This window comes from Pseudoalteromonas rubra, assembly GCF_001482385.1.
Classification (GTDB): domain Bacteria; phylum Pseudomonadota; class Gammaproteobacteria; order Enterobacterales; family Alteromonadaceae; genus Pseudoalteromonas; species Pseudoalteromonas ardens.
This window is the reverse complement of record NZ_CP013611.1, coordinates 889,154-913,412: the sequence shown is the minus strand read 5'-3', so window position 1 is coordinate 913,412 and position 24,259 is coordinate 889,154. Positions and strand designations below refer to the sequence as shown.

Here is a 24,259-nt window from a genome sequence, read left to right as displayed (position 1 = left end):
TTCCTATGGCGGAAGCAGAAAATCGCCCAACAAATTTTATAACAAATATCATTGATGCGGATTTGGCCAGCGGTAAGCATGGCGGTACGCACACGCGCTTTCCACCAGAGCCGAACGGCTACTTACATATAGGCCATGCTAAGTCTATTTGTCTGAACTTTGGCATCGCCCGCGACTACCAGGGTCTGTGTAATCTGCGCTTTGACGATACAAACCCAGAGAAAGAAGATCTGGATTACGTAAACTCAATCAAAGAAGACGTGCAGTGGCTGGGCTTTAACTGGGACGGTGAGATCTGCTATTCGTCTAACTATTTCGACAAGTTATATGAGTACGCGGTTGAGCTGATCAACAAAGGCCTTGCTTACGTGTGTTTCCTGTCGCCAGAGCAGGCGCGTGAATACCGTGGCACCCTAACTGAGCCGGGTAAAAACAGCCCGCATCGCGACACCTCACCAGAAGAAAACCTGGCGTTGTTCGAAAAAATGAAGAACGGTGAGTTCAAAGAAGGCGAGTGTGTACTGCGTGCTAAGATTGATATGGCCAGCTCTTTCATGGTGTTGCGTGACCCTATCATCTATCGTATTCGTTTTGCTCACCACCATCAGACGGGTGACAAGTGGTGCATTTACCCAATGTACGACTTTACTCATTGTATTTCGGATGCACTGGAAGGGATCACCCATTCACTGTGTACGCTGGAGTTCCAGGATAACCGCCGTTTGTACGACTGGGTACTGGACAACATTAGTCTTGAGTGTCATCCGCAGCAAATTGAGTTTTCTCGTCTGAACCTTGAATACACCGTGATGTCAAAGCGTAAGCTGAATGACCTGGTTGTGAATGGTCAGGTAGAAGGCTGGGACGATCCGCGCATGCCAACTATTGCTGGCCTGCGTCGTCGTGGCTATACCCCTGCGTCTATCCGAGAATTCTGTAAGCGCATTGGTATTACCAAGCAAGATAATATGGTTGAAATGGGCATGCTAGAAGCTTGTATCCGTGACGATCTGAACGAAAATGCACCCCGTGCGATGGCCGTGCTTGATCCGGTTAAGATCGTCATAGAGAACTATGACGCCGAACAGGTTGAAATGCTTGATGCGCCTAACCACCCAACGCTGGATATGGGCTCACGTCAGCTACCGTTCACACGTGAAATCTTCATCGAGCGCGATGACTTCCGTGTTGAAGCGAACAAGAAGTTTAAGCGCCTGGTACTGGGTAAAGAAGTGCGTCTGCGTAATGCCTATGTGATCAAAGCAGAGCGCGTTGAAGAAGACGACGCGGGTAACATCACCACGATTTACTGTACATACGATGCAGATACTCTGGGTAAAAATCCGGCTGATGGTCGTAAAGTGAAAGGGGTGATCCACTGGGTCTCTGCAAGTCACTGTATTGATGCAGAAGTACGTCAGTATGACCGCCTGTTCAATGTACCTAACCCGTCAGCAGCGGAAGACTTTGCAACAACGCTGAACCCGGACTCACTGGTGATCATTGCAAATGCTAAACTAGAGCCGTCTCTGGCAGAAGCAGCAGCTGAGCAGGGCTTCCAGTTCGAGCGTTTAGGTTATTACTGCCGTGATAACAAGGGTGACACGCTAACGTTTAACCAGACGGTTGGTTTGCGTGACTCCTGGGCGAAAATCGAAAACGCCTAACACGTGCAAATAATAAAAAGGTCGGCTTATGTCGGCCTTTTTTAATTATCATGCCCGATCTTCATAACCGGTTTGATAACATACGCTTGCAGCAGTCGATGAACACCCATTGGTCGCTACAGAAGTGAGTATTCCAGTCGTACACTAAACGGATAGCATTAAACGGACAGTTATATGGCAGAAAAGTCGATCCACAACTTTTACATCAATGAACAGCAGTCGGTGTATTTGCTCTCACATAAAGATGCAAAAAAACACCGTCAGTGGCTCAACATCTGCCAAAAGCAACTGACTTTGCTGGGCTATCGGGATGTGGAAGTGATTGGCTCTGGGGCTTTTGGTTTTGTCTTTGCCGGTATTGATGAGCAGGACAGGGAATGGGTGTTCAAGTTTTCCCGCATTACACTGGCACAAAGTGTGCGCGACCGCCTTGAAGACGAAGCGTATATGCTATCGCAGATCCATAATCCTATGGTGCCCGAATTTTACGCCTTTGAACGGGTAAAAAAGCAGGGGATCCTGATGATGGCCCGCGCAAAAGGCGAAGACCTGGAGCAGTGGTCGTTAAAACGTGGCCGGTTTAAACCGCATGAGCTGGTGCACCTGGCCAACAAGCTACGCAACGTTTTAGTTGATTTACGCGACCGTAAAAATGGTATGTCGCCGCAGCCTGTGGTGCATGGCGATATTAAACCCTCTAACATCGTCTGGGATGAACAAACAGATAGCTTCTCGCTGGTTGACTGGGGTAGCTCAGTGTATGCACAGCTTGATGCTCACGGCGAGCCCATTGCCAGCAATATCATGGACCTGATGTCTTCTGACATTAGTAGCACCAATGCCCGAATGGGCGATGTGTATTTTATCGGAGATGAGCAGATGTCGGGCGCGCGTTCTTCGCCGCGCTTTGACGAGCAGGGCGTGGCATCCACTATCTATGCACTGGCGAGCGCTCAGTCCTGCCGTTTTGGTGCCGCTGTAATTCCTGCAACCAGCTTAGGCCTGCCGCAGGCATTTGCCAGAATGATCGATGCCATGCTGAGTAAAGACAAAGTCACACGCGATCAGGCCGGCGATTACTTTATGCGTAATATGCCGGCAATGGCGCGTATGTATTTGCCTGAACTTGAAACGGCGCCCAGCAAGGCCAGCATCCCATTCTGGTTCACTGAAATCGACGAAGAACCAGACACAGTTGTGTACAGCTCTCGTAAGCAGTTTTTACGCCGGGCCGATCATAATCAGCAACTGCTGGATGTGAACGACGCTCAGCTTGACCGTTACTATAAAGAGTTTTTATTTGATACCGGCGACAGTGAAAAAGCATTTCTGGCGTCGATCAGCCGGCTGGCAAAATACCCGGTAGTAGGTGGTCTGAGTTTTCACTGGAAAGATGCTTCGTTGTTTGTTGAATCCAGCCTGGTACTGCACGATGAATCCTTGCAAAGTGCTTTTACCGATGCGGTAAATGCCACTGTGATGCTGGCTCAAGGCATAGAGCAGAAAGGCCTATTTAAATGCTGCCTGTTCGATGCCAGACAGACCATTCAGCTTCAGCGCGATGGCACAGGTGCGTTTATTTTTGATCAGATTCCTGAGTTGCAATATACGGTATCGGACATTGGTACCAGCGAAATCACCAGGCCGCATTCTTACTTTGAAGATGGCAAAGACCCCGACGAGCAACTGCAATTACCGCGGCAGATAGTGCAGTGCGTATTTGAGCTAAACCAGATCCATCATACAGGCTGTATTATCTTCGAATCGCTCAACGATCGCCTTAAAATTCACCATTATTATTGCCTGCTGGATGCCAGTAAGGAGCGGGAGTTTAAAGTACTGCTGACTCGTATTATGCAATATGCTATGAGCATTCAGGACTTTGGCGTTGCAGGTTTTATGAAATTACCTTATAAAAACACCCGCGAATTTGCCTTATGTGCAAGGCAACGGGATCACTTTTATCCCAAAGACCCAAAGGCTGCTGCACAGGGCTGAATGAGGCCGTCTACGACTAAGATATAACAAAACGCACGTTGCACATCGGCCCGTCCTCCGCCAAGATAAACAGCGAATAACCGGAGGGAAACATGGATCAGGAAACACGCCGAGAGCTGCTCAAACTGAGCTGGAGCATGCACGACGAAGTAGAGCAGGCCATATTAAAAGACAGCGCCAAACAGGGCGACGATAACTGGACAGAAAAACAAAAACTGCTGTTGGCAGATATGTCACTGCACCTTCTGCAAACCGCACTTAAACCTAATGGACTCAGCCAGGAAAAGCTCAAAAATAACCTCAATGCCATTCTTACGCTCAGCGATGACTTTATTGACGAAGTCGACTTACGTAAAACTGCCGATGCTCTCTATGGGCTGGATAAGTGAACGGGCTTTGGGTTTTCGCTTAACGCTGAGTTAGATTTCTTACTCCTGTATATATCTTGTCATCCCGGACGCTTGCGAGCTGGAATCGACCTGAGCACCACACAGCTGTTCCTTGATAAAGACAAACTTAACAAACAACTCCATCATCCCAAACGCGTGTGAGCTGGGATCGACCTGAATACCACGCAGCAGTTCCTTGATAAAGACAAACTTAACAAACAACTCCATCATCCCGGACGCGTGCGAGCCGGGATCTACTTGAGCACCACACAGTAGTGCTGTAAACCCCACAAACAACTCCGTCATCCCGGACGCGTGCGAGTCGGGAGCCACTTGAACACCACACAGCAGTTCCTCGATAAAGACAAACCCGACAAACAGCTCCGACATCCCGGACGCTTACGAGCTGGGACCTACTTGAACACCACGCAGTAGTTTCTCGATAAAGATAAACCTGACAAACAGCTCCGTCATCCCGGACGCGTGCGAGCCGGGATCTACTTGAACACCACGCAGTAGTTTCTCGATAAAGATAAACCTGACAAACAACCCCGTCATCCCGTACGCGTGCGAGCCGGGATCTACCGCAACTCAATTCTTAAATATCTGGACTAGTAAGTGGTGCGCGCGAATATCAGAGTTTATCAATCGGGCTTGTTGTATAGGCGAACTTATCACCCATAACATGGGTATAAATCTCGGTTGTTCTGATATCTGTATGACCTAACAACTCTTGTACTGTCCTTATATCAGCACCATTTCGCAGCAGTTCCGTGGCAAATGAGTGCCTGAAAGTATGCGCCTTAACTCGCTTAGTGATATCGGAAGCCAGCACCGCAGTCCTGAGTTGCTTGCGAAATGCCGTTTCATGTAAATGGTGACGGCAGACATACCCGTCTGTCGGGTGAATACATCGAGTGGAAGAGGGAAATAGATATTGCCAGGAGAAGTCTTTCACAGCATGTCCGTATTTACGGATCAGAGCCGGTGGCAGCGAAGTCAGTCCAAATCCTGCGTTCAGGTCTTTTTGGTGAAGCGATTTAACCACGGCCATTTGTTCTTCTAGTGCCTGCAAGCATGACTTAGGCAGCAAGGTATATCTGTCTTTGCGGCCCTTACCCCGAAAAACAAAAATAGACTTATTGGCAAAATCTAGATCTTTAACTCGAAGTTTTAAAGCTTCATTGATACGTAAACCACTGCCGTACAAAAGTGACGCGATGAGTTTGTGTACGCCGTGAAGGTTAGCTATCACCTTTTGCGCTTCATCTGCACTCAAAACGGTGGGTAATGCGACATCTCGCTTACTGAATGAATAGTTTAACCCTTTGATGTCTCGTTTTATAACAAAACGGTACAAAAAAATGATGGCGCATAGCGCTTGATTTTGCGTTGCAGCGCTCACTGCACGGTTAACGGCCAAGTGGTTGAGGAAACGTTCTATTTCCCTGTTGCCCATCTCATCAGGATGCTTTTTCTCATTAAATAAAATGTAACATTTGATCCAGTACAGATAGCTTTTCTCTGTTTTCAGACTGTAGTGCCTAGTTCTGAGCTCAACGCGTACAGACTCCAAAAAAGGTGAATAAGACATCTTTACTCCGAATGCTGTTTATTTATACAGTTATAAGTGAATGCGGCCAATTATCAAGTCAAATTTCTCGTTTTCTCCGTGCTTAAAGGTCTCGTTTAAGTGAAACACCAATTTAAGTTCTTTATATTCATAATGTTAATAGTTTTGCATAGCGAGACTTCAAGTCTCGCTATGAACAAGGCTCGGTTTCAACAAAGCCATTTTGGCTTGAGCAATGAGAGCAATGGTGGTAGGTTATTGTTCTTATTATGAATAAAATAATTTAGCTGTGGAGCTGTATGGTTTTAGGAACTGGATCTAACCGGTATTCACGCTAATAAGCTGTTATGCACTCAAGGAGATCGAAAATTGTTTCGCTCTAATACGAAATTAAAAAAAGCATCGGACTCAATTTTCCAAGAGGCAGACGTTCCTAAGGATCGTTCAAGACCACTTGAATGGCGAAGAAGCTTCAATGGATTGTCATTACCACTCAAGAATATAGAGATAATCACGCAAGTTAATACTCACGATAAAGACTGGGATATAAAAGGTGATTTCAAAGACAATCCAGTAAAGCTCATTAAGCCTGATATTAAAACTAGCTTTGCTATCAAGGCGATCGTCGATGAAGATCAGATGAGAGACACCATATATTGTGCTGAGCAAGATGGTGATGACGATGATATTTTTACACTTGAGCGCCCAAGGGGTGAAACACAGGTAATATTAAAGTCCGGTGAACCGATTAAGGAGAGCGAGAAATTCCCTGAAGGTGTTTTCTTTGGAAGTTGTTTTCGCATGAACTATGATCCGGGTGAGGATGACATCATATTCGAAATGACGATTCCTGAGGAACAACTGAACACTATAGCTAGTAATCTACAATCAGACCCTTCCTCAACCATTGATCTATACGTTGAATTACTATCTTTTAGCTTTGAGGTCGACGATTCGCTACGCGAGCATTATCACCCTCGCGATATATTCATTTATGACCACTCAGACGCTTTCGTTTCTAGTATAGGTCTAGCATCCAAGATTGGTACGCACACCATTAAAAAGAGCGAAGACGATGAGGAAGAAGAGTACCAATATGATGATATTGATGAGCCAAAAGAGCTATCACCGGAACAGCAGTCGTATCGTGAATTGGTTCAGGTGCTGTTACACATGCAAAAGCCATTAAATAGTATTGTGTTTGCAATATGGGTTCTCGTATTTATATTGGGAGTCTCAATATTTTTTTAAATCGAGCATTGCATAACAAGGCGCTGCTGCCGGACAAATTTTCCGCTGCGCTCCAAATTTGCCGCAGAGCGCGGCGTTATATGCCTTGGTTAACTTGAGAGGGACCTATCAATGTCGATGACTATGTACGTAATCTTATCTCTTAGTGATGTTCCAAATACGAACTCACTAAACGAATTATCAGAACAGTTAAGCACTCCTGTTCAATATTTAGAAAATGTAGATTTAAAAAAGCATACTGGGTTTCTCCCTGTCAAACTGAAAGGCGAAGACTCTGGAGTGGAAACATATATGTCGCCTTTATCAGAGTTCTCAGATTACTTTCCTGCATTCGATTCCTCCGCTTTTATAGAGCCAGTAGTGGTAACATTTCGATGGGGCGGTGACATGAATGAAATGGTTGTGGCTTTAAACTCTGCTTATCTTCTCGGATATCAAAAAAACTCCGCTACATTCGAACCGCAAAGTGGTGTGTTTTTATCAAATGAACAAGTAAAAGAAGGTGCAGAGGCCATGTCTGCAAACGGCATATAACAAGGCAAATTAAAAAGTGCGGACAAAAAATAGTTGGCTTTGTTCGTACCTCACAAATTATAGCCAACTATTTTTAGCCGTTTATTTGCGGCGTTAGGCATCTATGTTGTCATTATTCAAAAAGAAAAAATTTGAACCAAACTTCCCAATTATTGAATTGGAAGCTTCACCTGAAGAGGTAAAAGACCTTCTCTCTAAATTCTCCTCAGTAGAAAGAGTTGAAAAGTCACAAGAGAAAGGTGTCGATTTTGAGTATGTTGCAGAGAATCATGAAACCCGTATTAACGTTGGTTTTTCTGCTGATAAGATCTCATTTGTAAATTATCTTAGTGAACAGTTTAATGACAATGACAAGAAGAAAGCTCAAAAACTTGATTGGTTTATTAATTACTACGGTACGGTTGATGAATTCGAAGAACCCAATGACACAGGTTTTATGATCTTCTTTCATAACCCTAAGAGGAAACTTACAATTGTTTTTGGTCTTCATATGGGCCCAATTCGAATAAATAGTCATGCAAATGCCTAACAAGTGCCTAAACCAAAGGACGCAAAATGCTTGGCTGCGCTCCTTCGTCGCTAATTTTAGCCAAGCATTTTTCGCCGGTTAGGCGAGCGTTATATCTACAGGAAAGTCATGCGATATATTCTATTCCTTATTCTAGCAAGCACATCGGTTTGCTATGCTCAAAACGATAGGGCCGAGTTATTTCGAAAAGCCAATGGTGGTGACCATTCTGCTCAGAGCGAATTAGCCTTTAGCTATGGCCACTACTCTAGTCACCGCTATAACAGTGAAAAGTCAAAATTTTGGTACTGTTTAGCTGCAAAAAACAATAGTGAAGAAGCCAAAATCAATCTCGAAAATAGATTAGATGGCTCATGGGAAAAACAGTGTACCGATATTATTAAATCGGGTTACGATAAAAAATTTAATGAATATTATGAGTCCGGTGCTAACTTAGGATTAGTGACACTCAAAGAAGAAAGAGAAGAAACGTACACTGTTCCCTCTGAGCGGTTTTGGAAAGTAGAATGGTCTCAACAAGAGTGTCCTAGAGTTTGCAAATCAGATATTGTTGTAAAAGGTCAAATCTATTCAGATGAAGAAAAAAGTACCGCTATGTACGGAGAGTTTGAGTTAAATGCGCAAGGAAATTCTTCAGTAATTTGGCTTTTTCCTGAAACGGAGATTCGTATAAATATTAAAGGTTCAAAAGTATCTGTTACTGAATTTGTACAGTAAATATAACAAGTTGCTCAAAAGGACGTATCACGCTTGGCTTACGCTCCTTCGTCGCAAAGTTTAGCCAAGCTTTCTACGCCCATTAGCAAGGCGTTAAGCGCAAGTAAGCATCAACCTCAAGGAGTAAATATGAGAGAAGTAATAATCACAGACCTAACTAGATTCTCTAGCGATGAAAATGTCTGTACTGCGGTTATCGATATAAATACGGGCGAATGCTTACGACCAATGCCTTACTTGAAAAGCTCAAGATGTCAGGAGTTAGGCATTCATCCAGGAGCAATCCTCAAAGGGAACCTTAGCCTACAACCAGATAGAGAAAATCCTCATATAGAGGATGCAAACTATTCAAATCTAAATTTTCATGGGGCATGTAGTGGCGATCAATTTCTTCAAATCTTAGAGAATTCATTAAGTGATTCTGTTTCTGATGGTTTCGGTTTTGATTTCGATGTTAACCAAAAGCACATTCCACACGATCAAGAGGCGAACTGCTCGATAATAACTATTAAAATCGCCCCTCATCAATTAACAATTCATGAAGATCAATACAAGCCAGGAAAGGTAAAAGCAACATTTACTGATAATAGCGGACACAGATACAGTTACTTATCTATTACAGACAGAGGCTTTCATGACTATGCTAAAGCTCATCAGGATGATGGCAGGCTTAACGAGGTTACAGATTTAATTAGCCAACAGGACTCGATCTACCTAAGAGTAGGACTCAGCAGGGTATGGGAAGTTGGCGACAGGAATGGTTATTGGCTTCAGGTTAATGGAATTTATTCGTTTCCAGATTTTCATGAGGAGATTAGAAGCTATGGATCGTGACATTGACATCTATACGATCGGATTTACAAAGAAGAATGCTGAAACATTTTTCAATTTTTTAAGGGATGCAAATATAAAGACCTTAATTGATGTACGTTTGAATAACGTTTCTCAGTTGGCAGGGTTTGCAAAAAGAGATGATCTAAAGTTCTTTTTGAAAGAGCTGTGCAGTACGGATTATGTTCATTTACCGGAAATGGCACCTACAAAGGATATATTAAATGCCTATAAAAAAGGTGATATGACTTGGGAAGTGTATGAAGACAAATTCATAAATTTGATGAGCCAGAGGAATATTGAAAAATCTGTAAAGCCAGCGTTACTAGATCATGGCTGTTTGTTATGCAGCGAGCACGAACCACACTTGTGTCATAGGAGGTTGGTAGTGGAATATCTTAATGAGCATTCTGATTTAGACCTAAAAGTTAAGCACTTATTCTAATGGCAAATGTATTATTACTTTATCCAGCTCTTTTTAATTGTTACACCAAGTTCGTTAGAAAGGTTGAAAAAATTACTTCCAATCTAGATGAATGTACATTCATTTACTATCAAGACCCTAATGGCTTTATTGAAAAGTATTGTCATGATTTCGGCGTGTTGTGCAGAAAACAAGATACGTGGGAAGATGACAATATCACTCATGCGTTGATTTTTGATGATGGTGAAGAATTCCTAGAAGAAACAATAAAGTTAAAAGCTAGTGGGAAGCCGATTAGGCGAATAAAGATATCCATTACACGCGTTATAAATATTAAAAGAGAAACAGAATATCAGAATGAAAAAAGCACTCCCAATTATGAATACATAGGTAGAGGGTCATATTGGGGAAATCCTTATTCGATGCACGAGGAAGGGGAAAGCCGAGAAGAGGTTATCCGTAAGTTCAAATATGACTTTGATTATGAAAAGTTTCCAAATAAAGAAAAATCAGAAGTATTCAAGCTCAAAGGAAAAAGGCTGGGTTGTTTTTGCAAACCTGAAGCTTGTCACGGCGATGTTTTAGCTGACTTTCTTAACTCGTGGGATGATGGAGAATAAGCGCTTAACAAAGCCGTCAAGAAGGACGTAAAAAGCTTGGCTTTCGCTCCTTCGTCGCTAACTATAGCCAAGCATTTTCCGCCTCTTACGGCGGCGTTAGGCATCTATGTTGTCATTATTCAAAAAGAAAAAATTTGAACCAAACTTCCCAATTATTGAATTGGAAGCTTCACCTGAAGAGGTAAAAGACCTTCTCTCTAAATTCTCCTCAGTAGAAAGAGTTGAAAAGTCACAAGAGAAAGGTGTCGATTTTGAGTATGTTGCAGAGAATCATGAAACCCGTATTAACGTTGGTTTTTCTGCTGATAAGATCTCATTTGTAAATTATCTTAGTGAACAGTTTAATGACAATGACAAGAAGAAAGCTCAAAAACTTGATTGGTTTATTAATTACTACGGTACGGTTGATGAATTCGAAGAACCCAATGACACAGGTTTTATGATCTTCTTTCATAACCCTAAGAGGAAACTTACAATTGTTTTTGGTCTTCATATGGGCCCAATTCGAATAAATAGTCATGCAAATGCCTAACAAGTGCCTAAACCAAAGGACGCAAAATGCTTGGCTGCGCTCCTTCGTCGCTAATTTTAGCCAAGCATTTTTCGCCGGTTAGGCGAGCGTTATACCTACTATGGAGAGTAAGTTTTGGATTCAGGATATTGGTTCAAATCAACGAAATTTGAAATTGAAAAAAGTGAAGATGAAGAAACGAATCCAGGTTGTTATGGAAAGCAGCTAGCGCTCTGGTTGAGCGATGAGTTTACTAAACTTGGTTATGAGACTGATGTCATCCCCGAAGACTGGGGATGGTGTGTAATGTGCGAGTCAAATGGTTATTTACTTTGGCTTGGTTGTGGTTCAATGCAAGATGAGGAATCCTTGGAAAACTATCAAGAGGGTAAACCTCCGAAAGGAACCGAAGTTGTTTGGCATACTTTCTCTGTTATAGAAGTGCCTTTTTTCAATTTCAAAGTATTGATCCAAAAATGGTTTGGAAAATTAGACTTAAAAGCTCCTCTAATGAAAATTGATAGCGAATTACAAAATGTCCTGTCTTCTGAAGTTAAAATCGAACTTTGTGAAGAGCCGTAGGTATAACAAACGCATCAACGCATGGACTAATAAAGATTGGCTTGGTTCGTGCCTCACCATTTATAGCCAAGTTTTATTAGCCCGTTATGCGAGGCGTTATATGCCTTGGTTAACTTGAGAGGGACCTATCAATGTCGATGACTATGTACGTAATCTTATCTCTTAGTGATGTTCCAAATACGAACTCACTAAACGAATTATCAGAACAGTTAAGCACTCCTGTTCAATATTTAGAAAATGTAGATTTAAAAAAGCATACTGGGTTTCTCCCTGTCAAACTGAAAGGCGAAGACTCTGGAGTGGAAACATATATGTCGCCTTTATCAGAGTTCTCAGATTACTTTCCTGCATTCGATTCCTCCGCTTTTATAGAGCCAGTAGTGGTAACATTTCGATGGGGCGGTGACATGAATGAAATGGTTGTGGCTTTAAACTCTGCTTATCTTCTCGGATATCAAAAAAACTCCGCTACATTCGAACCGCAAAGTGGTGTGTTTTTATCAAATGAACAAGTAAAAGAAGGTGCAGAGGCCATGTCTGCAAACGGCATATAACAAGGCAAATTAAAAAGTGCGGACAAAAAATAGTTGGCTTTGTTCGTACCTCACAAATTATAGCCAACTATTTTTAGCCGTTTATTTGCGGCGTTATATCTACAGGAAAGTCATGCGATATATTCTATTCCTTATTCTAGCAAGCACATCGGTTTGCTATGCTCAAAACGATAGGGCCGAGTTATTTCGAAAAGCCAATGGTGGTGACCATTCTGCTCAGAGCGAATTAGCCTTTAGCTATGGCCACTACTCTAGTCACCGCTATAACAGTGAAAAGTCAAAATTTTGGTACTGTTTAGCTGCAAAAAACAATAGTGAAGAAGCCAAAATCAATCTCGAAAATAGATTAGATGGCTCATGGGAAAAACAGTGTACCGATATTATTAAATCGGGTTACGATAAAAAATTTAATGAATATTATGAGTCCGGTGCTAACTTAGGATTAGTGACACTCAAAGAAGAAAGAGAAGAAACGTACACTGTTCCCTCTGAGCGGTTTTGGAAAGTAGAATGGTCTCAACAAGAGTGTCCTAGAGTTTGCAAATCAGATATTGTTGTAAAAGGTCAAATCTATTCAGATGAAGAAAAAAGTACCGCTATGTACGGAGAGTTTGAGTTAAATGCGCAAGGAAATTCTTCAGTAATTTGGCTTTTTCCTGAAACGGAGATTCGTATAAATATTAAAGGTTCAAAAGTATCTGTTACTGAATTTGTACAGTAAATATAACAAGTTGCTCAAAAGGACGTATCACGCTTGGCTTACGCTCCTTCGTCGCAAAGTTTAGCCAAGCTTTCTACGCCCATTAGCAAGGCGCTGAGGAATCCCCAGATAATTATATTTCAAATCAATGTGATGGACACGCACGGCATTGTTTGATCTAATTTATTTCGCCAAAAACTAACCAGATAACAACACCATGCGTGATATCACCATCCTACACGATATGCTCCGAAAAAACTGCCCCCAAATTCATGCTCGGCGCCTTGATTCATTAATGCTGGCAACTGAGACTTTGCTCGATAGCAATCAACTCTCACTTACCGAGCTTGGCCGGAATATGAAGGGCCCTGTCGCTGCTAAGCACAATATCAAGCGCATGGACCGGCTGCTTGGCAACACAGCCATGCATAACGACCGACTTGCTATTTACCGCTTCCATGCGCGCCTGATATGTGGCGCTAATCCCATGCCTATTTTGCTGGTCGACTGGGCAGATGTGCGTGAGCAACTGCGGCTGATGACGTTACGTGCTTCCGTCAGCATTCAGGGACGCTCAATGATAGTGTATGAACGTACCTTCACGTTTGCTCAATACAACTCACCTAAGTCCCATCAGCTGTTCCTTGACGAACTTGCCAGCATCCTGCCTGATAAATGTATTCCACTCATCGTGACCGATGCTGGCTATCGAAATACCTGGTTTAGACAGGTCGATAAAAAAGGTTGGTTCTGGCTCGGACGGGTGCGTGGCAAAGTCACTTATCAGCATCAAAACAGTGAAGATTGGCATGTAAATCAGGCTCTTTATCCATCAGCTACTCCCCGTGGTCGTTATATTGGAGAAGTAAAGCTTGGCCGAAAAAGCCCAATTAGCTGCCATCTTCATTTATATAAAGCCAAACAAAAAGGCCGTACTGACAGGCGCTCATCAAAAGCAGGCAGGCATCATACCGCCCAAAAAAGTTATCGAACTGGCAGTAAGGAGCCTTGGCTATTAGCCACTAACCTGCCCGCAGAATTGTTCAAACCCAAACGTGTCGTCTCACTTTACGCCAAACGTATGCAAATCGAAGAAAGCTTTCGAGACCTGAAAAGCCCCCAATACGGGATGGGTCTGCGGCATAGTAAAAGTCGATGCCCCAACCGGCTCGATATATTGTTATTACTCTCTTTGCTGGCGACCATTATTCTCTGGTGGATAGGCCTGTATGCCCAACACTCAAATTGGCAACGAAAGTTCCAGGCAAATACCATCAGAGATCGTGCTGTGCTGTCGACTGTCAGGCTCGGCAAAGAGGTTAGGCGACGAAGCGATTATGTTATGACGGGGAAGCAGCTGCGCTGGGCTATACGTGAATACGTGCGCTTGATACATCTGCTCGGGAGGCCTCAATTATGAGGGGATCCCCCAGAGCAAGGCGTTATGAGTAAATTCGAGTATGCAGTATCAATTGAACTACGAGAATGAAATTAGGTTTGGTCCAGCATATTACTCATTAGAGATTGAAGGAAAAAAAGTTCCTAACTTCTTTTATGGCTTCTCTCGTAGTGAATTATTAAATGGCCGTTATTTAGCTATTGAAGAGTGGCTGACAACTGACTATAAAAAGGGTCCAATAACTAGAGTTGCGATCTTTGATTTAGAAAATAAATTAGTATCTCGTTTAGAGGTTGTAGAAAAAGGTTTCGTTAGTAGTTTCAAGCTAAACAATAATATCTTTTCTTACCGTAAGAATTACCACGCAAAAGGTAAAGTAGTCGAGTCAGAATTAGAATGGGACTCAATTATAGAATGGAGTTCTATTTACTCATAACAAACGCTTAAACCAAAGGACGCAAAACAGCAGGCTTGCGCTCCTTCGTCGCTAATTTTAGCCTGCTATTTTACGCCGGTTAAGCGAGGCGTTAGGCTAAGAATCTAGCAGAGAGGTAGAATGTTGGTTATTTCGGATGTTTCATTAGTTTTCTCTACATTGATGTGTTCGCTAGTCGCTGGACTCCTTTTTTCCTATGCGATAGTGGTAATGCCAGGTTTAAAAGGGCTAGATGACAAGAGTTTTATCAAGGCCTTTCAAGTCACAGATCGTATTATTCAGGATAATCACCCCCTGTTTCTTCTAGTTTGGCTCGGTTCAGCAGTTTCTATTATTATTTTCGCTGTCAGTAGTTTTGGAAAATTAGATGGTATCGATTTTTTCCTGATGTTATTGGCTTTAGCTACATATATTTTAGGTGTTCAGATGCCTACAATTATTATACATCTGCCACTGAACAATAAATTGCAGAAAGTAGACGTCGATAATTCCAGCGAAGAGGAGCTTAAAGCAGTTCGCATTGAATTTGAGCCTCGCTGGAATAAATCAAATGAGATTAGAACCTTTATGGCATGCAGTGCTTCTCTCATTTTGATAGTTTTGAGCTTAAAACTATAGAGTGATTATTATTAGCCTAACAAGTCAATTCAAAGGACAAAAAACAGCTGGCTTTTGCTCCTTCGTCGCTAATTTTAGCCAGCTATTTTATTGCCTCTGATTGAGGCGCTGGGGGATCCCCTCATAATTGAGGCCTCCCGAGCAGATGTATCAAGCGCACGTATTCACGTATAGCCCAGCGCAGCTGCTTCCCCGTCATAACATAATCGCTTCGTCGCCTAACCTCTTTGCCGAGCCTGACAGTCGACAGCACAGCACGATCTCTGATGGTATTTGCCTGGAACTTTCGTTGCCAATTTGAGTGTTGGGCATACAGGCCTATCCACCAGAGAATAATGGTCGCCAGCAAAGAGAGTAATAACAATATATCGAGCCGGTTGGGGCATCGACTTTTACTATGCCGCAGACCCATCCCGTATTGGGGGCTTTTCAGGTCTCGAAAGCTTTCTTCGATTTGCATGCGCTTGGCGTAAAGTGAGACAACACGTTTGGGTTTGAACAAGTCAGCGGGTAGGTTAGTGGCCAATAGCCAAGGCTCCTTACTGTCAGTTCGATAACTTTTTTGGGCGGTATGATGCCTGCCAGCTTTTGAAGAGCGCCTGTCAGTACGACCTTTTTGTTTGGCTTTATATAAATGCAGGTGGCAGTTGATAGGACTTTTTCGGCCAAGTTTTACTTCTCCAATATAACGTCCACGGGGAGTGGCTGATGGATAAAGTGCCTGATTTACATGCCAATCTTCACTGTTTTGATGCTGATAAGTGACTTTGCCACGCACCCGTCCCAGCCAGAACCAACCTTTTTTATCGACCTGTCGAAACCAGGTATTTCGATAGCCGGCATCGGTCACGATGAGTGGAATACATTTATCAGGCAGGCCCTCTATGGAAGGATAACGGCAAGTTCGTCAAGGAACAGCTGATGGGACTTAGGTGAGTTGTATTGAGCAAACGTGAAGGTACGTTCATACACTATCATTGAGCGTCCCTGAATGCTGACGGAAGCACGTAACGTCATCAGCCGCAGTTGCTCACGCACATCGGCCCAGTCGACGAGTAAAATGGGCATGGGATTAGCGCCACATATCAGGCGCGCATGGAAGCGGTAAATAGCAAGTCGGTCGTTATGCATGGCTGTATTGCCAAGCAGCCGGTCCATGCGCTTGATATTGTGCTTAGCAGCGACAGGGCCCTTCATATTCCGGCCAAGCTCGGTAAGTGAGAGTTGATTGCTATCGAGCAAAGTCTCAGTTGCCAGCATTAATGAATCAAGGCGCCGAGCATGAATATGGGGGCAGTTTTTTCGGAGCATATCGTGTAGGATGGTGATATCACGCATGGTGTTGTTATCTGGTTAGTTTTTGGCGAAATAAATTAGATCAAACAATGCCGTGCGTGTCCATCACATTGATTTGAAATATAATTATCTGGGGCGTTGTTTCCTAAATCATTGAACTAATTTAGCCTTATGTGATCAGATCTCGAAAGCAAACACAGAGGCTGAACTTTGAAAGAAAAGCGTATCACCAACTGGCGCGAATACAACAAAGCCCTTATCGCCAGAGGCAACATCCAACTTTGGTTTTCCGAGGATGCGATTGAACAGTGGAACAACACGCAACATCACGGCGGTAAAGGCCGGGCTAATCATTTCTCAGAGCTGGCGATTGAGACCTGCCTGACTTTACGGGCTGTATTTCGCTTGTCTCTTCGAGCTGCACAGGGTTTTGTTTCCTCATTAATATCAATGATGAAGCTTGATTTGGATACGCCAACTTATAGCTGTTTGTGCAAGCGTAGTGCAGAGCTGGCAGTTCGCTATAGGCCACACTCCAGTGCATCCGGAGGCATTGATATTGTGGTTGATAGCACTGGTTTGAAGGTGTACGGAAATGGTGAGTGGCACGCAAGAAAACATGGTGCAAACAAGCGCCGAACATGGCGAAAGCTACACCTGGCAGTTGATTCAGATACACACCAAATCGTAGGCGCTGAGTTGTCCACAGTGTTTGTAGCTGATTCAGAAGTTTTGGGTGACCTACTCAGACCATTGCGCAGGAAGATCAGCTCAGTTAAAGCAGATGGTGCTTATGATACCAGAGGCTGTTATGCCGAAGTAGCAGCTAAAAAGGCCGAAGCAGTGATCCCACCAAGGAGTAACGCGCAGTTGTGGGAGGATGGACATGCTCGCAACAGCGCGGTCATTTTAACAAAGCATATAGGCAGCAGTGAGTGGAAAAAATGTGTGAACTACCACCAACGTTCACTGGCGGAAACGGCAATGTACCGATACAAACAGCTAATGGGTGACAAGCTGGTCAGTCGTGGATTCAATCAGCAACACACTGAAGCGATGATCAAAGTGAAAGTACTCAATAGAATGACTGGGCTAGGTACGCCTGAATATCAGGGAAGCAGTTGAAATCTCGGTGTTACCTAAGTTATCTGGATTTGATCAACAAGGCCGTTGACTTATGGCAATCCCGAAGAAAGGTTCACGTAAATTAGTTGTTGATTCTGTAGAGTGCAGATGACCGATTCGAAGCAAACCGGCATATAGTCAGGGGGCTTTTGGAAACCACACGATCGCTGCAGCAGAGTCAACCAAAAAGTCTGGCGCTGTTTTATCTATAATGTTTCCTTGAATACGTTGTGAGAATTGGGTTGGAACCCCCGAACTACCTGTAACACCAGAAGATACTGAAAATTGCATCAGGTCTGCTCTTCAAACTGGTTGGCAACCTGAAAAGAAAGGTAGCGCTTTTAAATTTGTTTATGAAATGAAAACATAATAAAGTCGTAAACGTTGGTACAACCAGTTGGCTTTGTTCGTGCTTTGCCACTTTTTAATCAACTATTTTAGCCGTGGACAACGGCGTTATAAGCCCATGGAACATAGATGATGAATTCGGATTTAGCGAGACATAACTTAAAGCTTGTTGAAAGATCAGTTTGGATTACCACGTTTGGCTTATGTACATTGATTGCTCTTCTTACTAATTATGATAGAGCCGATTTAGCAATTTTAATTGGTATTCTTATAGGGCTAATTATTGGCATTGTTAGTCCTTATTTATGGCGAAAAGATTATAAGCTTCTGAATGTAATTATCCCAATTTTCTTGTTGGTTTTTCCTGGGGTTCATTTCATCAATTCAACAGGTGGCGTTAATGTCGCATTCCAGTTCTATTCGAGTGCCATTTGCATTGCTGGTTGTTATTGGTTGGTTTTTAAAGCAATATTAGTCAAATATTTGAAGTAGACTTATAGCAGGCGCTGCAATTCGGATGCAAAATCCTGTCTCTTTTTCAAAAACACGCACCAAAATTTTTCCCGCTTAGGCGGGCGCTGGGCATACATCACGGAAGCATATGTCAAATTTAAAAATAGCTAAAAAGCTTTGTAACTTTTTAATCGAAGATGCAAAAGAAGATCTGTCTCTGGTCGGAAATCTTGCAGATCTGTCAGGCTTCGATTTCCACGGGCTGGTAGTTGAATCAGTCCTGAATCAGTTTAAGGAAGCATATGGTGGCCTTTGGGTTGGGGGAGCGGCCATCCTTACTCAAGATCATATTAATTTTACCCCAAACACCTTGAACGAAATATTCCACAAGGGCGACAATGCTCTTAGCATTCCTTTAGCGCATATCTTCAACATTGACCTTGAATTTGGCTTCTTGACGAAAATCATCGCTGTCACAACACCGTACGGGATCTTTAAATTTAGATGCTTTGGCGCACAGAGCTTTATGCAGAAGATTGAAAGCCAAATACAGCACAGAAATACCTAACAAATGCATTAAAACCGACCCATTACACACTTGCTGGACCGGTAACAGGCCCCAAAATACCAGCAAGCGTATTAGGGCCTCATGCGAGCGTTGTATTTACAAATGACCCACCTTTACATAAATCAATGCGCCATCCTCTTTCGTAAAAGGCGTATGCTGGCTCATGTGGGGGCTACGAAGCCAGGTGCCTTTGGGATATTGGCCATGCTCATCGTAAAATGTGCCTTCTAGTACAAAGATCTCTTCCCCTCCCCAATGAGTGTGCGATTGAAATCGAGTGTGAGGTGACCATTTAACTAAGGCGACCTTCTCACCTTTAAACTCATGCAATGGCATCACCGTTAGCCCATCTACAAGCCCTTGGTGCCACGGGTGGTTTTGAGTGTCTATCATTTTTTGCTCTGTGTCGTCCTGAGCAAATTGATGTAGCTTTACCAATATAGTTGCACCTTCTTTACCTATTTTTGGTGTGTGAGATGTACCAATTGGGTTACGCACATAGCTCCCCTTTGCGTAGTTTTGATGCTCGTCCGAAAACACTCCATCAAGTACTAAGAATTCTTCTCCACCACTATGAGTGTGTGACGAAAACGTAGAGTATGGTGCGTAACGAACGATAGAGGTCGCTCGTGCAACTTCATCGCCAACGCGATCAAGCATCATGCGCTCAACGCCAGGCATTGGGGAGTCAACCCATTTATAGTCGGCGGGCTGAATGACGACACGTTGCTTGAAATCTGCATTGATTAAAGTAGTCATGTTGACCTCCAATAAAGATTGTTGCTTAATTTCTGCCAGCAATAACACCGCCGTCAACGTCCCAAATCGCGCCTGTTATCCAGCTTGAACTCTCGTTCAAAAGGAACATGATAGCGTTGGCAACGTCATCTGGTGTGCCAATACGACCAATGGGATGGAAACTGTCAAAACCTGCAAGGGCATCATCCACTTCTGCCGGGTCGATAAAAGTTTCGTAAATAGGCGTTTTCACTACCGCAGGTGACACAGCATTTACCCTAATGTTATGATCGGCTAGTTCCATTGCCATATGCTGCGTTAACGCGTGTAATCCTGCTTTTGCCATGGAGTAAGCAGAAGAGGGGGTTGCTTTGATCGCCTGCTTAGCCCACATTGAACCAATATGAACAATGGAGCCACCTCCATTGTTACGCATATTTTGGGATACGGCTTGGCTTATAAAGAAGATGGCCCGATTCAGTAGAGCATAAGCATCATAATCCTCTGATCCGTGTTCTAAATATGGCTTAGGGTTGAAGTAACCTGCCGAATTAACAAGGTATTGGATATGCCTTTCGTCCGAGTTTAGCGCTTGAATGACTCTGTCAACATCTTGTTGCTCATAGAGATTGGCTTGTAGTGTCTCAATACTAATGTCATTGCTCGCTATTGCGGTTAATTGAGACTTTGCCGACTCCAGCTTTTCAGCGTTGTTGCCTAAGATAATAACACTACTCCCTTGAGCGACGAGTTGTTTTGCTGTTGCAAAGCCCATTCCGCTCGAACCGCCGACGATTAATGCAATGTTTGAAGTTGTCATAGAAATTCTCCGATATATGTTAAGGTACGGAGATAATTTATCGAATCACTTTAGCGTTAAAAAGTAAGTACAAATTGGTAAGGTAGGTACTTTTTGGTACATCTTTATGAAAGATAGAGAAAAAAAATATTTGAGAAAAAACGCACCGACTGAAAGTGCAAAGATGGTGGAGACTATTTATGGCTGTAAATGGTCTCTTACGGTTTATCAGCTCTTGGCCGATGGGATCAATCGACCTGGTGAAATGGTGCGCAGCATTGAAGGTTTAACCACTAAAGTTCTGAACCAGTGCCTGCGTAAAAATACGGAGTTTGGGATCCTGGAGCGAATTTCTTACAATGAGGTGCCACCAAGGGTGGAGTATAAAGTCACTGATTTCGGTGCAAAATTTATGAAAGTCCTTGATGAGCTTGAAAAACTACAAGATGAAATTGAAAATAACATATAACAAGCGAGTCAACTAGGACGCCCGCGAGCCCGTGTCCAATACGTGTGCGTTATGTGCTTCAAGGAGCGGGGAGAAATTCACTAAATGGGCAATTTTTTACTTATTCTAGTGGGTTGCGTGATTTTTATCTTGTTTGTCACTTTTCTCCACTTTGGTTACGACATAGAGTCTTTGGTAGTGGCAGGCATATTCATCTTGTATTCCGCGGAGCATATATTTAACTTTTTCAGCCGCAGTAGTTTTAAAGTGGCAAAGTTAATTTCCGGTACTGTACTGCATCGACCATTTGCCTTGTGTTTTCCAGCTCTGCTAATCGGTTTGGGTTATCTAATAGTTGAGGGCACATAACAAACAAACCAAGCAGTGGACGCAAAAAGCTAGACTTGTGCTCCCTCGTTGCTTAATTAACCTGGCAATTCGCACCGCTTATTGAGGGCGCTGGGGGATCCCCTCATAATTGAGGCCTCTCAAGCCAATGTATCAAGCGCACGTATTTGTGTATAGCCCGGCGCAACTCGTTTAATATAGTGTTTGGTCCGACCCTGCTCGGTAAACGAAAGATGATTGTCATCGAGCAATGTCTCAGTTGCCAGCATTAAGTAATCAAGGCGCGGGGCATGAATTTGGGGCAGTTTTCTCTTTATATATCGTGTAGGATGGGGGTATCAAGCATGGTGTTGTTAATCTAATTGGTTTTAATCGAAATAAATTAGAACAAGCAATATCGTGTGTGTTCGCTACATTGATTTTATATATGGGTATTTGTGAGATACTCAGATCTGGCTGTTATACGCCTTAATAATACTAAATCATAAAAGGAAATTTACATTTTGAGAATTTTTATTGTAGTACTTCTATTTTTTATTTCGACATTAGTTGATGCTTCGAATTTCATAGCAGCGAAACTACCTAATTCAAAATATTTAGCCGAAACACCAAGTATTACCGTTGCGCTGCCTTCATCGTATACGACAAATTCAACAAAAAGATATCCAGTTCTTTATGTGCTTGATGGTGAGCTTAATGGTGAGTTAGTAAAAGGGATGCTTCATAGATTACATCTTTCAAACGGGTCATACGAACATATTATTGTTGGAATAACCAGTAGCAACCGTCTTAGAGATTTTGCTCCGACGGTGAACAAGGATCCCCGGGGACCAGTTGGCGAAGGAGGAGGAGGGGAACACTTTTTAGATTTTATAGAAAAGGAGCTGATCCCAAAGATAAATCACGATTATCGAACTACTTATTTTAACGTGTTAGCAGGCCATTCTGTAGCTGGCTTGTTGGTTATTCATAGTTTTCAGTCTCGACCTAAACTTTTTCAAAGTCATTTAGCATTTAGCCCTGCTGTGTGGTGGGGAGCTCGGGAAACCTCTGAAGCGACAAAGAAATACGTTAAATCCAAAACAACGAATCAAAATTATCTCTATATGGGTATAGGCGATGAAGGTGGAGAGATGCGCGAAGTTTATGATTCTCTCGCGCTAACAATTATGAGGAATCGTCATTTAGACTTAAAATTGGAACTAGATGAATTTGAGAATGATTCGCATGATTTCACAATGGCCGCTGGGATTTACAATGCGTTAAAAGGACTGTTTCAGTATCAACAGCAATACGGCATATAACAAGCGTAGTCATAGTCTTGCTGCAAGCGTTTGTGCGGAATTGAGGCTCAGATGACTGTCATTTCAAAGGTAATGGTTGGTTTACTGGCTATCCCCATCTGCCTGCTGATTTTTCAGGGGATAGTGCTTTCAACGCTCCATTTTATTGCGTTTGAGGAGAAAGATATATCTGTGTTGCTAATAGGTATTTGTGCGTATCTGGGCTTAATTGGTTTCGTTGCGTTAGTTCGGCTTACCTACGCAAAAAGTCATAGTAAGATAGGATATGGGTATATTGCATTTTCATTGGTATCAGGGCTTTGTTCTCTCGGGCTCTTTCTGTATACCTTTTCCTTTGCCCCCCCGTTAGGGCCTTGTTGATCAAATCCAGATAACTTAGGTAACACCGAGATTTCAACTGCTTCCCTGATATTCAGGCATACCTAGCCCAGTCATTCTATTGAGTACTTTCACTTTGATCATCGCTTCAGTGTGTTGCTGATTGAATCCACGACTGACCAGCTTGTCACCCATTAGCTGTTTGTATCGGTACATTGCCGTTTCCGCCAGTGAACGTTGGTGGTAGTTCACACATTTTTTCCACTTACTGCTGCCTATATGCTTTGTTAAAATGACCGCGCTGTTGCGAGCATGTCCATCCTCCCACAACTGCGCGTTACTCCTTGGTGGGATCACTGCTTCGGCTTTTTTAGCGGCTACTTCGGCATAACAGCCTTTGGTATCATAGCACCATCTGCTTTAACTGAACTGATCTTCCTGCGCAATGGTGTGAGTAGGTCACCCAAAACTTCTGAATCAGCTACAAACACTGTGGACAACTCAGCGCCTACGATTTGGTGTGTATCTGAATCAACTACTGCCAGGTGTAGCTTTCGCCATGTTCGGCGCTTGTTTGCACCATGTTTTCTTGCATGCCACTCACCATTTCCGTACACCTTCAAACCAGTGCTATCAACCACAATATCAATGCCTCCGGATGCACTGGAGTGTGGCCTATAGCGAACTGCCAGCTTTGCACTACGCTTGCACAAACAACTATAAGTTGGCGTATCCAAATCAAGCTTCATCATTGATATTAATGAGGAAACAAAACCCTGTGCAGCTCGAAGAGACAAGCGAAATACAGCCCGTAAAGTCAGGCAGGTCTCAATTGCCAGTTCAGAGAAATGATTAGTTCGACCTTTACCGCCGAGATGTTGCGTGTTGTTCCACTGTTCAATCGCGTCCTCGGAAAACCAAAGTTGGATGTTACTTCTGGCGATAAGGGCTTTGTTGTATTCGCGCCAGTTGGTGATACGCTTTTCTTTCAAAGTTCAGCCTCTGTGTTTGCTTTCGAGATCTGATCACATAAGGCTAAATTAGTTCAATGATTTAGGAAACAACGCCCTGCAGAGTAAAAATGAGGTTTTATTGGGTCGTTAGCCGTGTGCTGACAAAGGTTGAGTAATCGCCTGATGACAGGTTTGTCATTGACTTAAAGGTTGCCAGAACAACTGCTT

Annotated in this window: 27 protein-coding genes and 2 pseudogenes; 22 read left to right on the top strand and 7 right to left on the bottom strand. The window is 43.1% G+C overall.

Annotated elements, in window-relative coordinates; genetic code table 11:
- Positions 1 to 5: 5 nt before the first annotated feature.
- The 3 genes from glnS to AT705_RS04125 all read left to right on the top strand — a co-directional run bounded on the left by glnS (position 6) and on the right by AT705_RS04125 (position 4,054).
- Positions 6 to 1,667 carry a glutamine--tRNA ligase gene (gene glnS, locus AT705_RS04135; protein WP_058795612.1) on the top strand — a complete coding sequence of 554 codons (1,662 nt, stop codon included), beginning with the start codon at positions 6 to 8 and terminating at the stop codon, positions 1,665 to 1,667.
- Positions 1,668 to 1,841: 174 nt separating this feature from the next.
- The gene (locus tag AT705_RS04130) at positions 1,842 to 3,665 is read left to right on the top strand and encodes a protein kinase domain-containing protein (RefSeq protein WP_058795611.1); all 1,824 of its coding nucleotides are present in this window, start codon (positions 1,842 to 1,844) and stop codon (positions 3,663 to 3,665) included.
- Positions 3,666 to 3,757: 92 nt separating this feature from the next.
- Complete coding sequence (locus tag AT705_RS04125; protein ID WP_010381464.1) at positions 3,758 to 4,054, top strand: hypothetical protein; 297 nt, start codon at positions 3,758 to 3,760, stop codon at positions 4,052 to 4,054.
- A 39-nt stretch (positions 4,055 to 4,093) separates the two neighbouring features.
- On the opposite strand, the gene AT705_RS04120 is transcribed toward AT705_RS04125, so the two are convergent.
- Both AT705_RS04120 and AT705_RS04115 read right to left on the bottom strand, forming a co-directional pair.
- Positions 4,094 to 4,444, bottom strand: a complete 351-nt coding sequence (locus AT705_RS04120; protein ID WP_058795610.1) for a hypothetical protein — start codon at positions 4,442 to 4,444, stop codon at positions 4,094 to 4,096.
- Between the two features lie 244 nt (positions 4,445 to 4,688).
- Positions 4,689 to 5,648: an integron integrase gene (locus AT705_RS04115; RefSeq protein WP_058795609.1), complete on the bottom strand. Its 960-nt coding sequence runs from the start codon at positions 5,646 to 5,648 to the stop codon at positions 4,689 to 4,691.
- Positions 5,649 to 5,996: 348 nt separating this feature from the next.
- Between AT705_RS04115 and AT705_RS04110 the strand changes: the two genes are divergently transcribed.
- The 14 genes from AT705_RS04110 to AT705_RS04045 all read left to right on the top strand — a co-directional run bounded on the left by AT705_RS04110 (position 5,997) and on the right by AT705_RS04045 (position 15,333).
- A complete protein-coding gene (locus AT705_RS04110) occupies positions 5,997 to 6,878 on the top strand; it encodes a hypothetical protein (RefSeq protein WP_058795608.1) in 882 nt (293 codons plus the stop codon).
- Between the two features lie 111 nt (positions 6,879 to 6,989).
- Positions 6,990 to 7,412, top strand: coding sequence for a hypothetical protein (locus tag AT705_RS04105; protein ID WP_058795604.1), 423 nt, complete (start codon positions 6,990 to 6,992; stop codon positions 7,410 to 7,412).
- A 103-nt stretch (positions 7,413 to 7,515) separates the two neighbouring features.
- Positions 7,516 to 7,941: a hypothetical protein gene (locus AT705_RS04100; RefSeq protein WP_058795536.1), complete on the top strand. Its 426-nt coding sequence runs from the start codon at positions 7,516 to 7,518 to the stop codon at positions 7,939 to 7,941.
- 108 nt (positions 7,942 to 8,049) lie between these two features.
- On the top strand, positions 8,050 to 8,658 hold the full coding sequence (locus AT705_RS04095) for a hypothetical protein (RefSeq protein WP_058795603.1): 609 nt from the start codon (positions 8,050 to 8,052) through the stop codon (positions 8,656 to 8,658).
- Positions 8,659 to 8,787: 129 nt separating this feature from the next.
- Positions 8,788 to 9,492 (top strand): dual OB domain-containing protein, encoded by a 705-nt coding sequence (locus tag AT705_RS04090; protein ID WP_058795607.1) that lies wholly within the window; start codon positions 8,788 to 8,790, stop codon positions 9,490 to 9,492.
- On the top strand, positions 9,482 to 9,934 hold the full coding sequence (locus AT705_RS04085; protein ID WP_237113782.1) for a DUF488 domain-containing protein: 453 nt from the start codon (positions 9,482 to 9,484) through the stop codon (positions 9,932 to 9,934). The genes AT705_RS04090 and AT705_RS04085 overlap by 11 nt, the downstream gene beginning before the upstream one ends.
- Positions 9,934 to 10,533 carry a DUF4326 domain-containing protein gene (locus AT705_RS04080; protein WP_058795606.1) on the top strand — a complete coding sequence of 200 codons (600 nt, stop codon included), beginning with the start codon at positions 9,934 to 9,936 and terminating at the stop codon, positions 10,531 to 10,533. Before AT705_RS04085 ends, AT705_RS04080 begins: the two co-directional genes overlap by 1 nt.
- Positions 10,534 to 10,639: 106 nt before the next feature.
- Positions 10,640 to 11,065: a hypothetical protein gene (locus tag AT705_RS04075; protein WP_058795536.1), complete on the top strand. Its 426-nt coding sequence runs from the start codon at positions 10,640 to 10,642 to the stop codon at positions 11,063 to 11,065.
- 114 nt (positions 11,066 to 11,179) lie between these two features.
- Positions 11,180 to 11,626, top strand: coding sequence for a hypothetical protein (locus AT705_RS04070; RefSeq protein WP_058795605.1), 447 nt, complete (start codon positions 11,180 to 11,182; stop codon positions 11,624 to 11,626).
- 131 nt (positions 11,627 to 11,757) lie between these two features.
- Complete coding sequence (locus AT705_RS04065) at positions 11,758 to 12,180, top strand: hypothetical protein (protein ID WP_058795604.1); 423 nt, start codon at positions 11,758 to 11,760, stop codon at positions 12,178 to 12,180.
- Positions 12,181 to 12,292: 112 nt separating this feature from the next.
- A complete protein-coding gene (locus AT705_RS04060; protein WP_058795603.1) occupies positions 12,293 to 12,901 on the top strand; it encodes a hypothetical protein in 609 nt (202 codons plus the stop codon).
- Positions 12,902 to 13,097: 196 nt separating this feature from the next.
- Entirely contained in the window at positions 13,098 to 14,300 is a 1,203-nt protein-coding gene (locus tag AT705_RS04055) for an IS4 family transposase (RefSeq protein WP_058795531.1), read from the top strand.
- 40 nt (positions 14,301 to 14,340) lie between these two features.
- Complete coding sequence (locus AT705_RS04050; protein ID WP_058795602.1) at positions 14,341 to 14,715, top strand: hypothetical protein; 375 nt, start codon at positions 14,341 to 14,343, stop codon at positions 14,713 to 14,715.
- Between the two features lie 120 nt (positions 14,716 to 14,835).
- Complete coding sequence (locus AT705_RS04045) at positions 14,836 to 15,333, top strand: anthrone oxygenase family protein (protein ID WP_058795601.1); 498 nt, start codon at positions 14,836 to 14,838, stop codon at positions 15,331 to 15,333.
- A 121-nt stretch (positions 15,334 to 15,454) separates the two neighbouring features.
- Here AT705_RS04045 and AT705_RS04040 read toward each other — a convergent pair.
- A pseudogene (locus tag AT705_RS04040) lies at positions 15,455 to 16,671 on the bottom strand (IS4 family transposase).
- Between the two features lie 168 nt (positions 16,672 to 16,839).
- Between AT705_RS04040 and AT705_RS04035 the strand changes: the two are divergent.
- The 3 genes from AT705_RS04035 (at position 16,840) to AT705_RS04025 (ending at position 19,123) form a co-directional block, all read left to right on the top strand.
- Positions 16,840 to 17,754: an IS5 family transposase gene (locus AT705_RS04035; RefSeq protein WP_058795600.1), complete on the top strand. Its 915-nt coding sequence runs from the start codon at positions 16,840 to 16,842 to the stop codon at positions 17,752 to 17,754.
- Between the two features lie 477 nt (positions 17,755 to 18,231).
- Complete coding sequence (locus tag AT705_RS04030; protein ID WP_058795599.1) at positions 18,232 to 18,594, top strand: hypothetical protein; 363 nt, start codon at positions 18,232 to 18,234, stop codon at positions 18,592 to 18,594.
- A gap of 109 nt (positions 18,595 to 18,703) precedes the next feature.
- A complete protein-coding gene (locus tag AT705_RS04025) occupies positions 18,704 to 19,123 on the top strand; it encodes a hypothetical protein (protein ID WP_058795598.1) in 420 nt (139 codons plus the stop codon).
- A 96-nt stretch (positions 19,124 to 19,219) separates the two neighbouring features.
- On the opposite strand, the gene AT705_RS04020 is transcribed toward AT705_RS04025, so the two are convergent.
- Both AT705_RS04020 and AT705_RS04015 read right to left on the bottom strand, forming a co-directional pair.
- Complete coding sequence (locus AT705_RS04020; RefSeq protein WP_058797899.1) at positions 19,220 to 19,882, bottom strand: cupin domain-containing protein; 663 nt, start codon at positions 19,880 to 19,882, stop codon at positions 19,220 to 19,222.
- 25 nt (positions 19,883 to 19,907) lie between these two features.
- Complete coding sequence (locus AT705_RS04015; protein WP_058795597.1) at positions 19,908 to 20,687, bottom strand: SDR family NAD(P)-dependent oxidoreductase; 780 nt, start codon at positions 20,685 to 20,687, stop codon at positions 19,908 to 19,910.
- Positions 20,688 to 20,787: 100 nt separating this feature from the next.
- Between AT705_RS04015 and AT705_RS04010 the strand changes: the two genes are divergently transcribed.
- The gene (locus tag AT705_RS04010) at positions 20,788 to 21,129 is read left to right on the top strand and encodes a winged helix-turn-helix transcriptional regulator (protein WP_058795596.1); all 342 of its coding nucleotides are present in this window, start codon (positions 20,788 to 20,790) and stop codon (positions 21,127 to 21,129) included.
- 467 nt (positions 21,130 to 21,596) lie between these two features.
- On the opposite strand, the gene AT705_RS26065 is transcribed toward AT705_RS04010, so the two are convergent.
- Positions 21,597 to 21,725 (bottom strand): hypothetical protein, encoded by a 129-nt coding sequence (locus AT705_RS26065; protein WP_420492112.1) that lies wholly within the window; start codon positions 21,723 to 21,725, stop codon positions 21,597 to 21,599.
- A 234-nt stretch (positions 21,726 to 21,959) separates the two neighbouring features.
- Here AT705_RS26065 and AT705_RS04000 point away from each other — a divergent pair, with 234 nt between their 5' ends.
- Positions 21,960 to 22,760, top strand: coding sequence for an alpha/beta hydrolase (locus tag AT705_RS04000; RefSeq protein ID WP_058795594.1), 801 nt, complete (start codon positions 21,960 to 21,962; stop codon positions 22,758 to 22,760).
- 393 nt (positions 22,761 to 23,153) lie between these two features.
- Here AT705_RS04000 and AT705_RS03990 read toward each other — a convergent pair.
- Positions 23,154 to 24,070 (bottom strand): annotated as a pseudogene (locus tag AT705_RS03990) (IS5 family transposase).
- Between the last annotated feature and the right edge of the window lie 189 nt (positions 24,071 to 24,259).

Excerpts from the sequence above, each read along its gene's own strand:
- glnS (WP_058795612.1), top strand. The coding sequence starts at position 6 with ATGGCGGAAGCAGAAAATCGCCCAACAAATTTTATAACAAATATCATT.
- AT705_RS04130 (WP_058795611.1), top strand. The coding sequence starts at position 1,842 with ATGGCAGAAAAGTCGATCCACAACTTTTACATCAATGAACAGCAGTCG.
- AT705_RS04125 (WP_010381464.1), top strand. The coding sequence starts at position 3,758 with ATGGATCAGGAAACACGCCGAGAGCTGCTCAAACTGAGCTGGAGCATG.
- AT705_RS04120 (WP_058795610.1), bottom strand. The coding sequence starts at position 4,444 with ATGTCGGAGCTGTTTGTCGGGTTTGTCTTTATCGAGGAACTGCTGTGT.
- AT705_RS04115 (WP_058795609.1), bottom strand. The coding sequence starts at position 5,648 with ATGTCTTATTCACCTTTTTTGGAGTCTGTACGCGTTGAGCTCAGAACT.
- AT705_RS04105 (WP_058795604.1), top strand. The coding sequence starts at position 6,990 with ATGTCGATGACTATGTACGTAATCTTATCTCTTAGTGATGTTCCAAAT.
- AT705_RS04100 (WP_058795536.1), top strand. The coding sequence starts at position 7,516 with ATGTTGTCATTATTCAAAAAGAAAAAATTTGAACCAAACTTCCCAATT.
- AT705_RS04095 (WP_058795603.1), top strand. The coding sequence starts at position 8,050 with ATGCGATATATTCTATTCCTTATTCTAGCAAGCACATCGGTTTGCTAT.
- AT705_RS04090 (WP_058795607.1), top strand. The coding sequence starts at position 8,788 with ATGAGAGAAGTAATAATCACAGACCTAACTAGATTCTCTAGCGATGAA.
- AT705_RS04085 (WP_237113782.1), top strand. The coding sequence starts at position 9,482 with ATGGATCGTGACATTGACATCTATACGATCGGATTTACAAAGAAGAAT.
- AT705_RS04080 (WP_058795606.1), top strand. The coding sequence starts at position 9,934 with ATGGCAAATGTATTATTACTTTATCCAGCTCTTTTTAATTGTTACACC.
- AT705_RS04075 (WP_058795536.1), top strand. The coding sequence starts at position 10,640 with ATGTTGTCATTATTCAAAAAGAAAAAATTTGAACCAAACTTCCCAATT.
- AT705_RS04065 (WP_058795604.1), top strand. The coding sequence starts at position 11,758 with ATGTCGATGACTATGTACGTAATCTTATCTCTTAGTGATGTTCCAAAT.
- AT705_RS04060 (WP_058795603.1), top strand. The coding sequence starts at position 12,293 with ATGCGATATATTCTATTCCTTATTCTAGCAAGCACATCGGTTTGCTAT.
- AT705_RS04055 (WP_058795531.1), top strand. The coding sequence starts at position 13,098 with ATGCGTGATATCACCATCCTACACGATATGCTCCGAAAAAACTGCCCC.
- AT705_RS04050 (WP_058795602.1), top strand. The coding sequence starts at position 14,341 with ATGCAGTATCAATTGAACTACGAGAATGAAATTAGGTTTGGTCCAGCA.
- AT705_RS04045 (WP_058795601.1), top strand. The coding sequence starts at position 14,836 with ATGTTGGTTATTTCGGATGTTTCATTAGTTTTCTCTACATTGATGTGT.
- AT705_RS04030 (WP_058795599.1), top strand. The coding sequence starts at position 18,232 with ATGATGAATTCGGATTTAGCGAGACATAACTTAAAGCTTGTTGAAAGA.
- AT705_RS04025 (WP_058795598.1), top strand. The coding sequence starts at position 18,704 with ATGTCAAATTTAAAAATAGCTAAAAAGCTTTGTAACTTTTTAATCGAA.
- AT705_RS04020 (WP_058797899.1), bottom strand. The coding sequence starts at position 19,882 with ATGACTACTTTAATCAATGCAGATTTCAAGCAACGTGTCGTCATTCAG.
- AT705_RS04010 (WP_058795596.1), top strand. The coding sequence starts at position 20,788 with ATGAAAGATAGAGAAAAAAAATATTTGAGAAAAAACGCACCGACTGAA.
- AT705_RS26065 (WP_420492112.1), bottom strand. The coding sequence starts at position 21,725 with ATGCTGGCAACTGAGACATTGCTCGATGACAATCATCTTTCGTTTACC.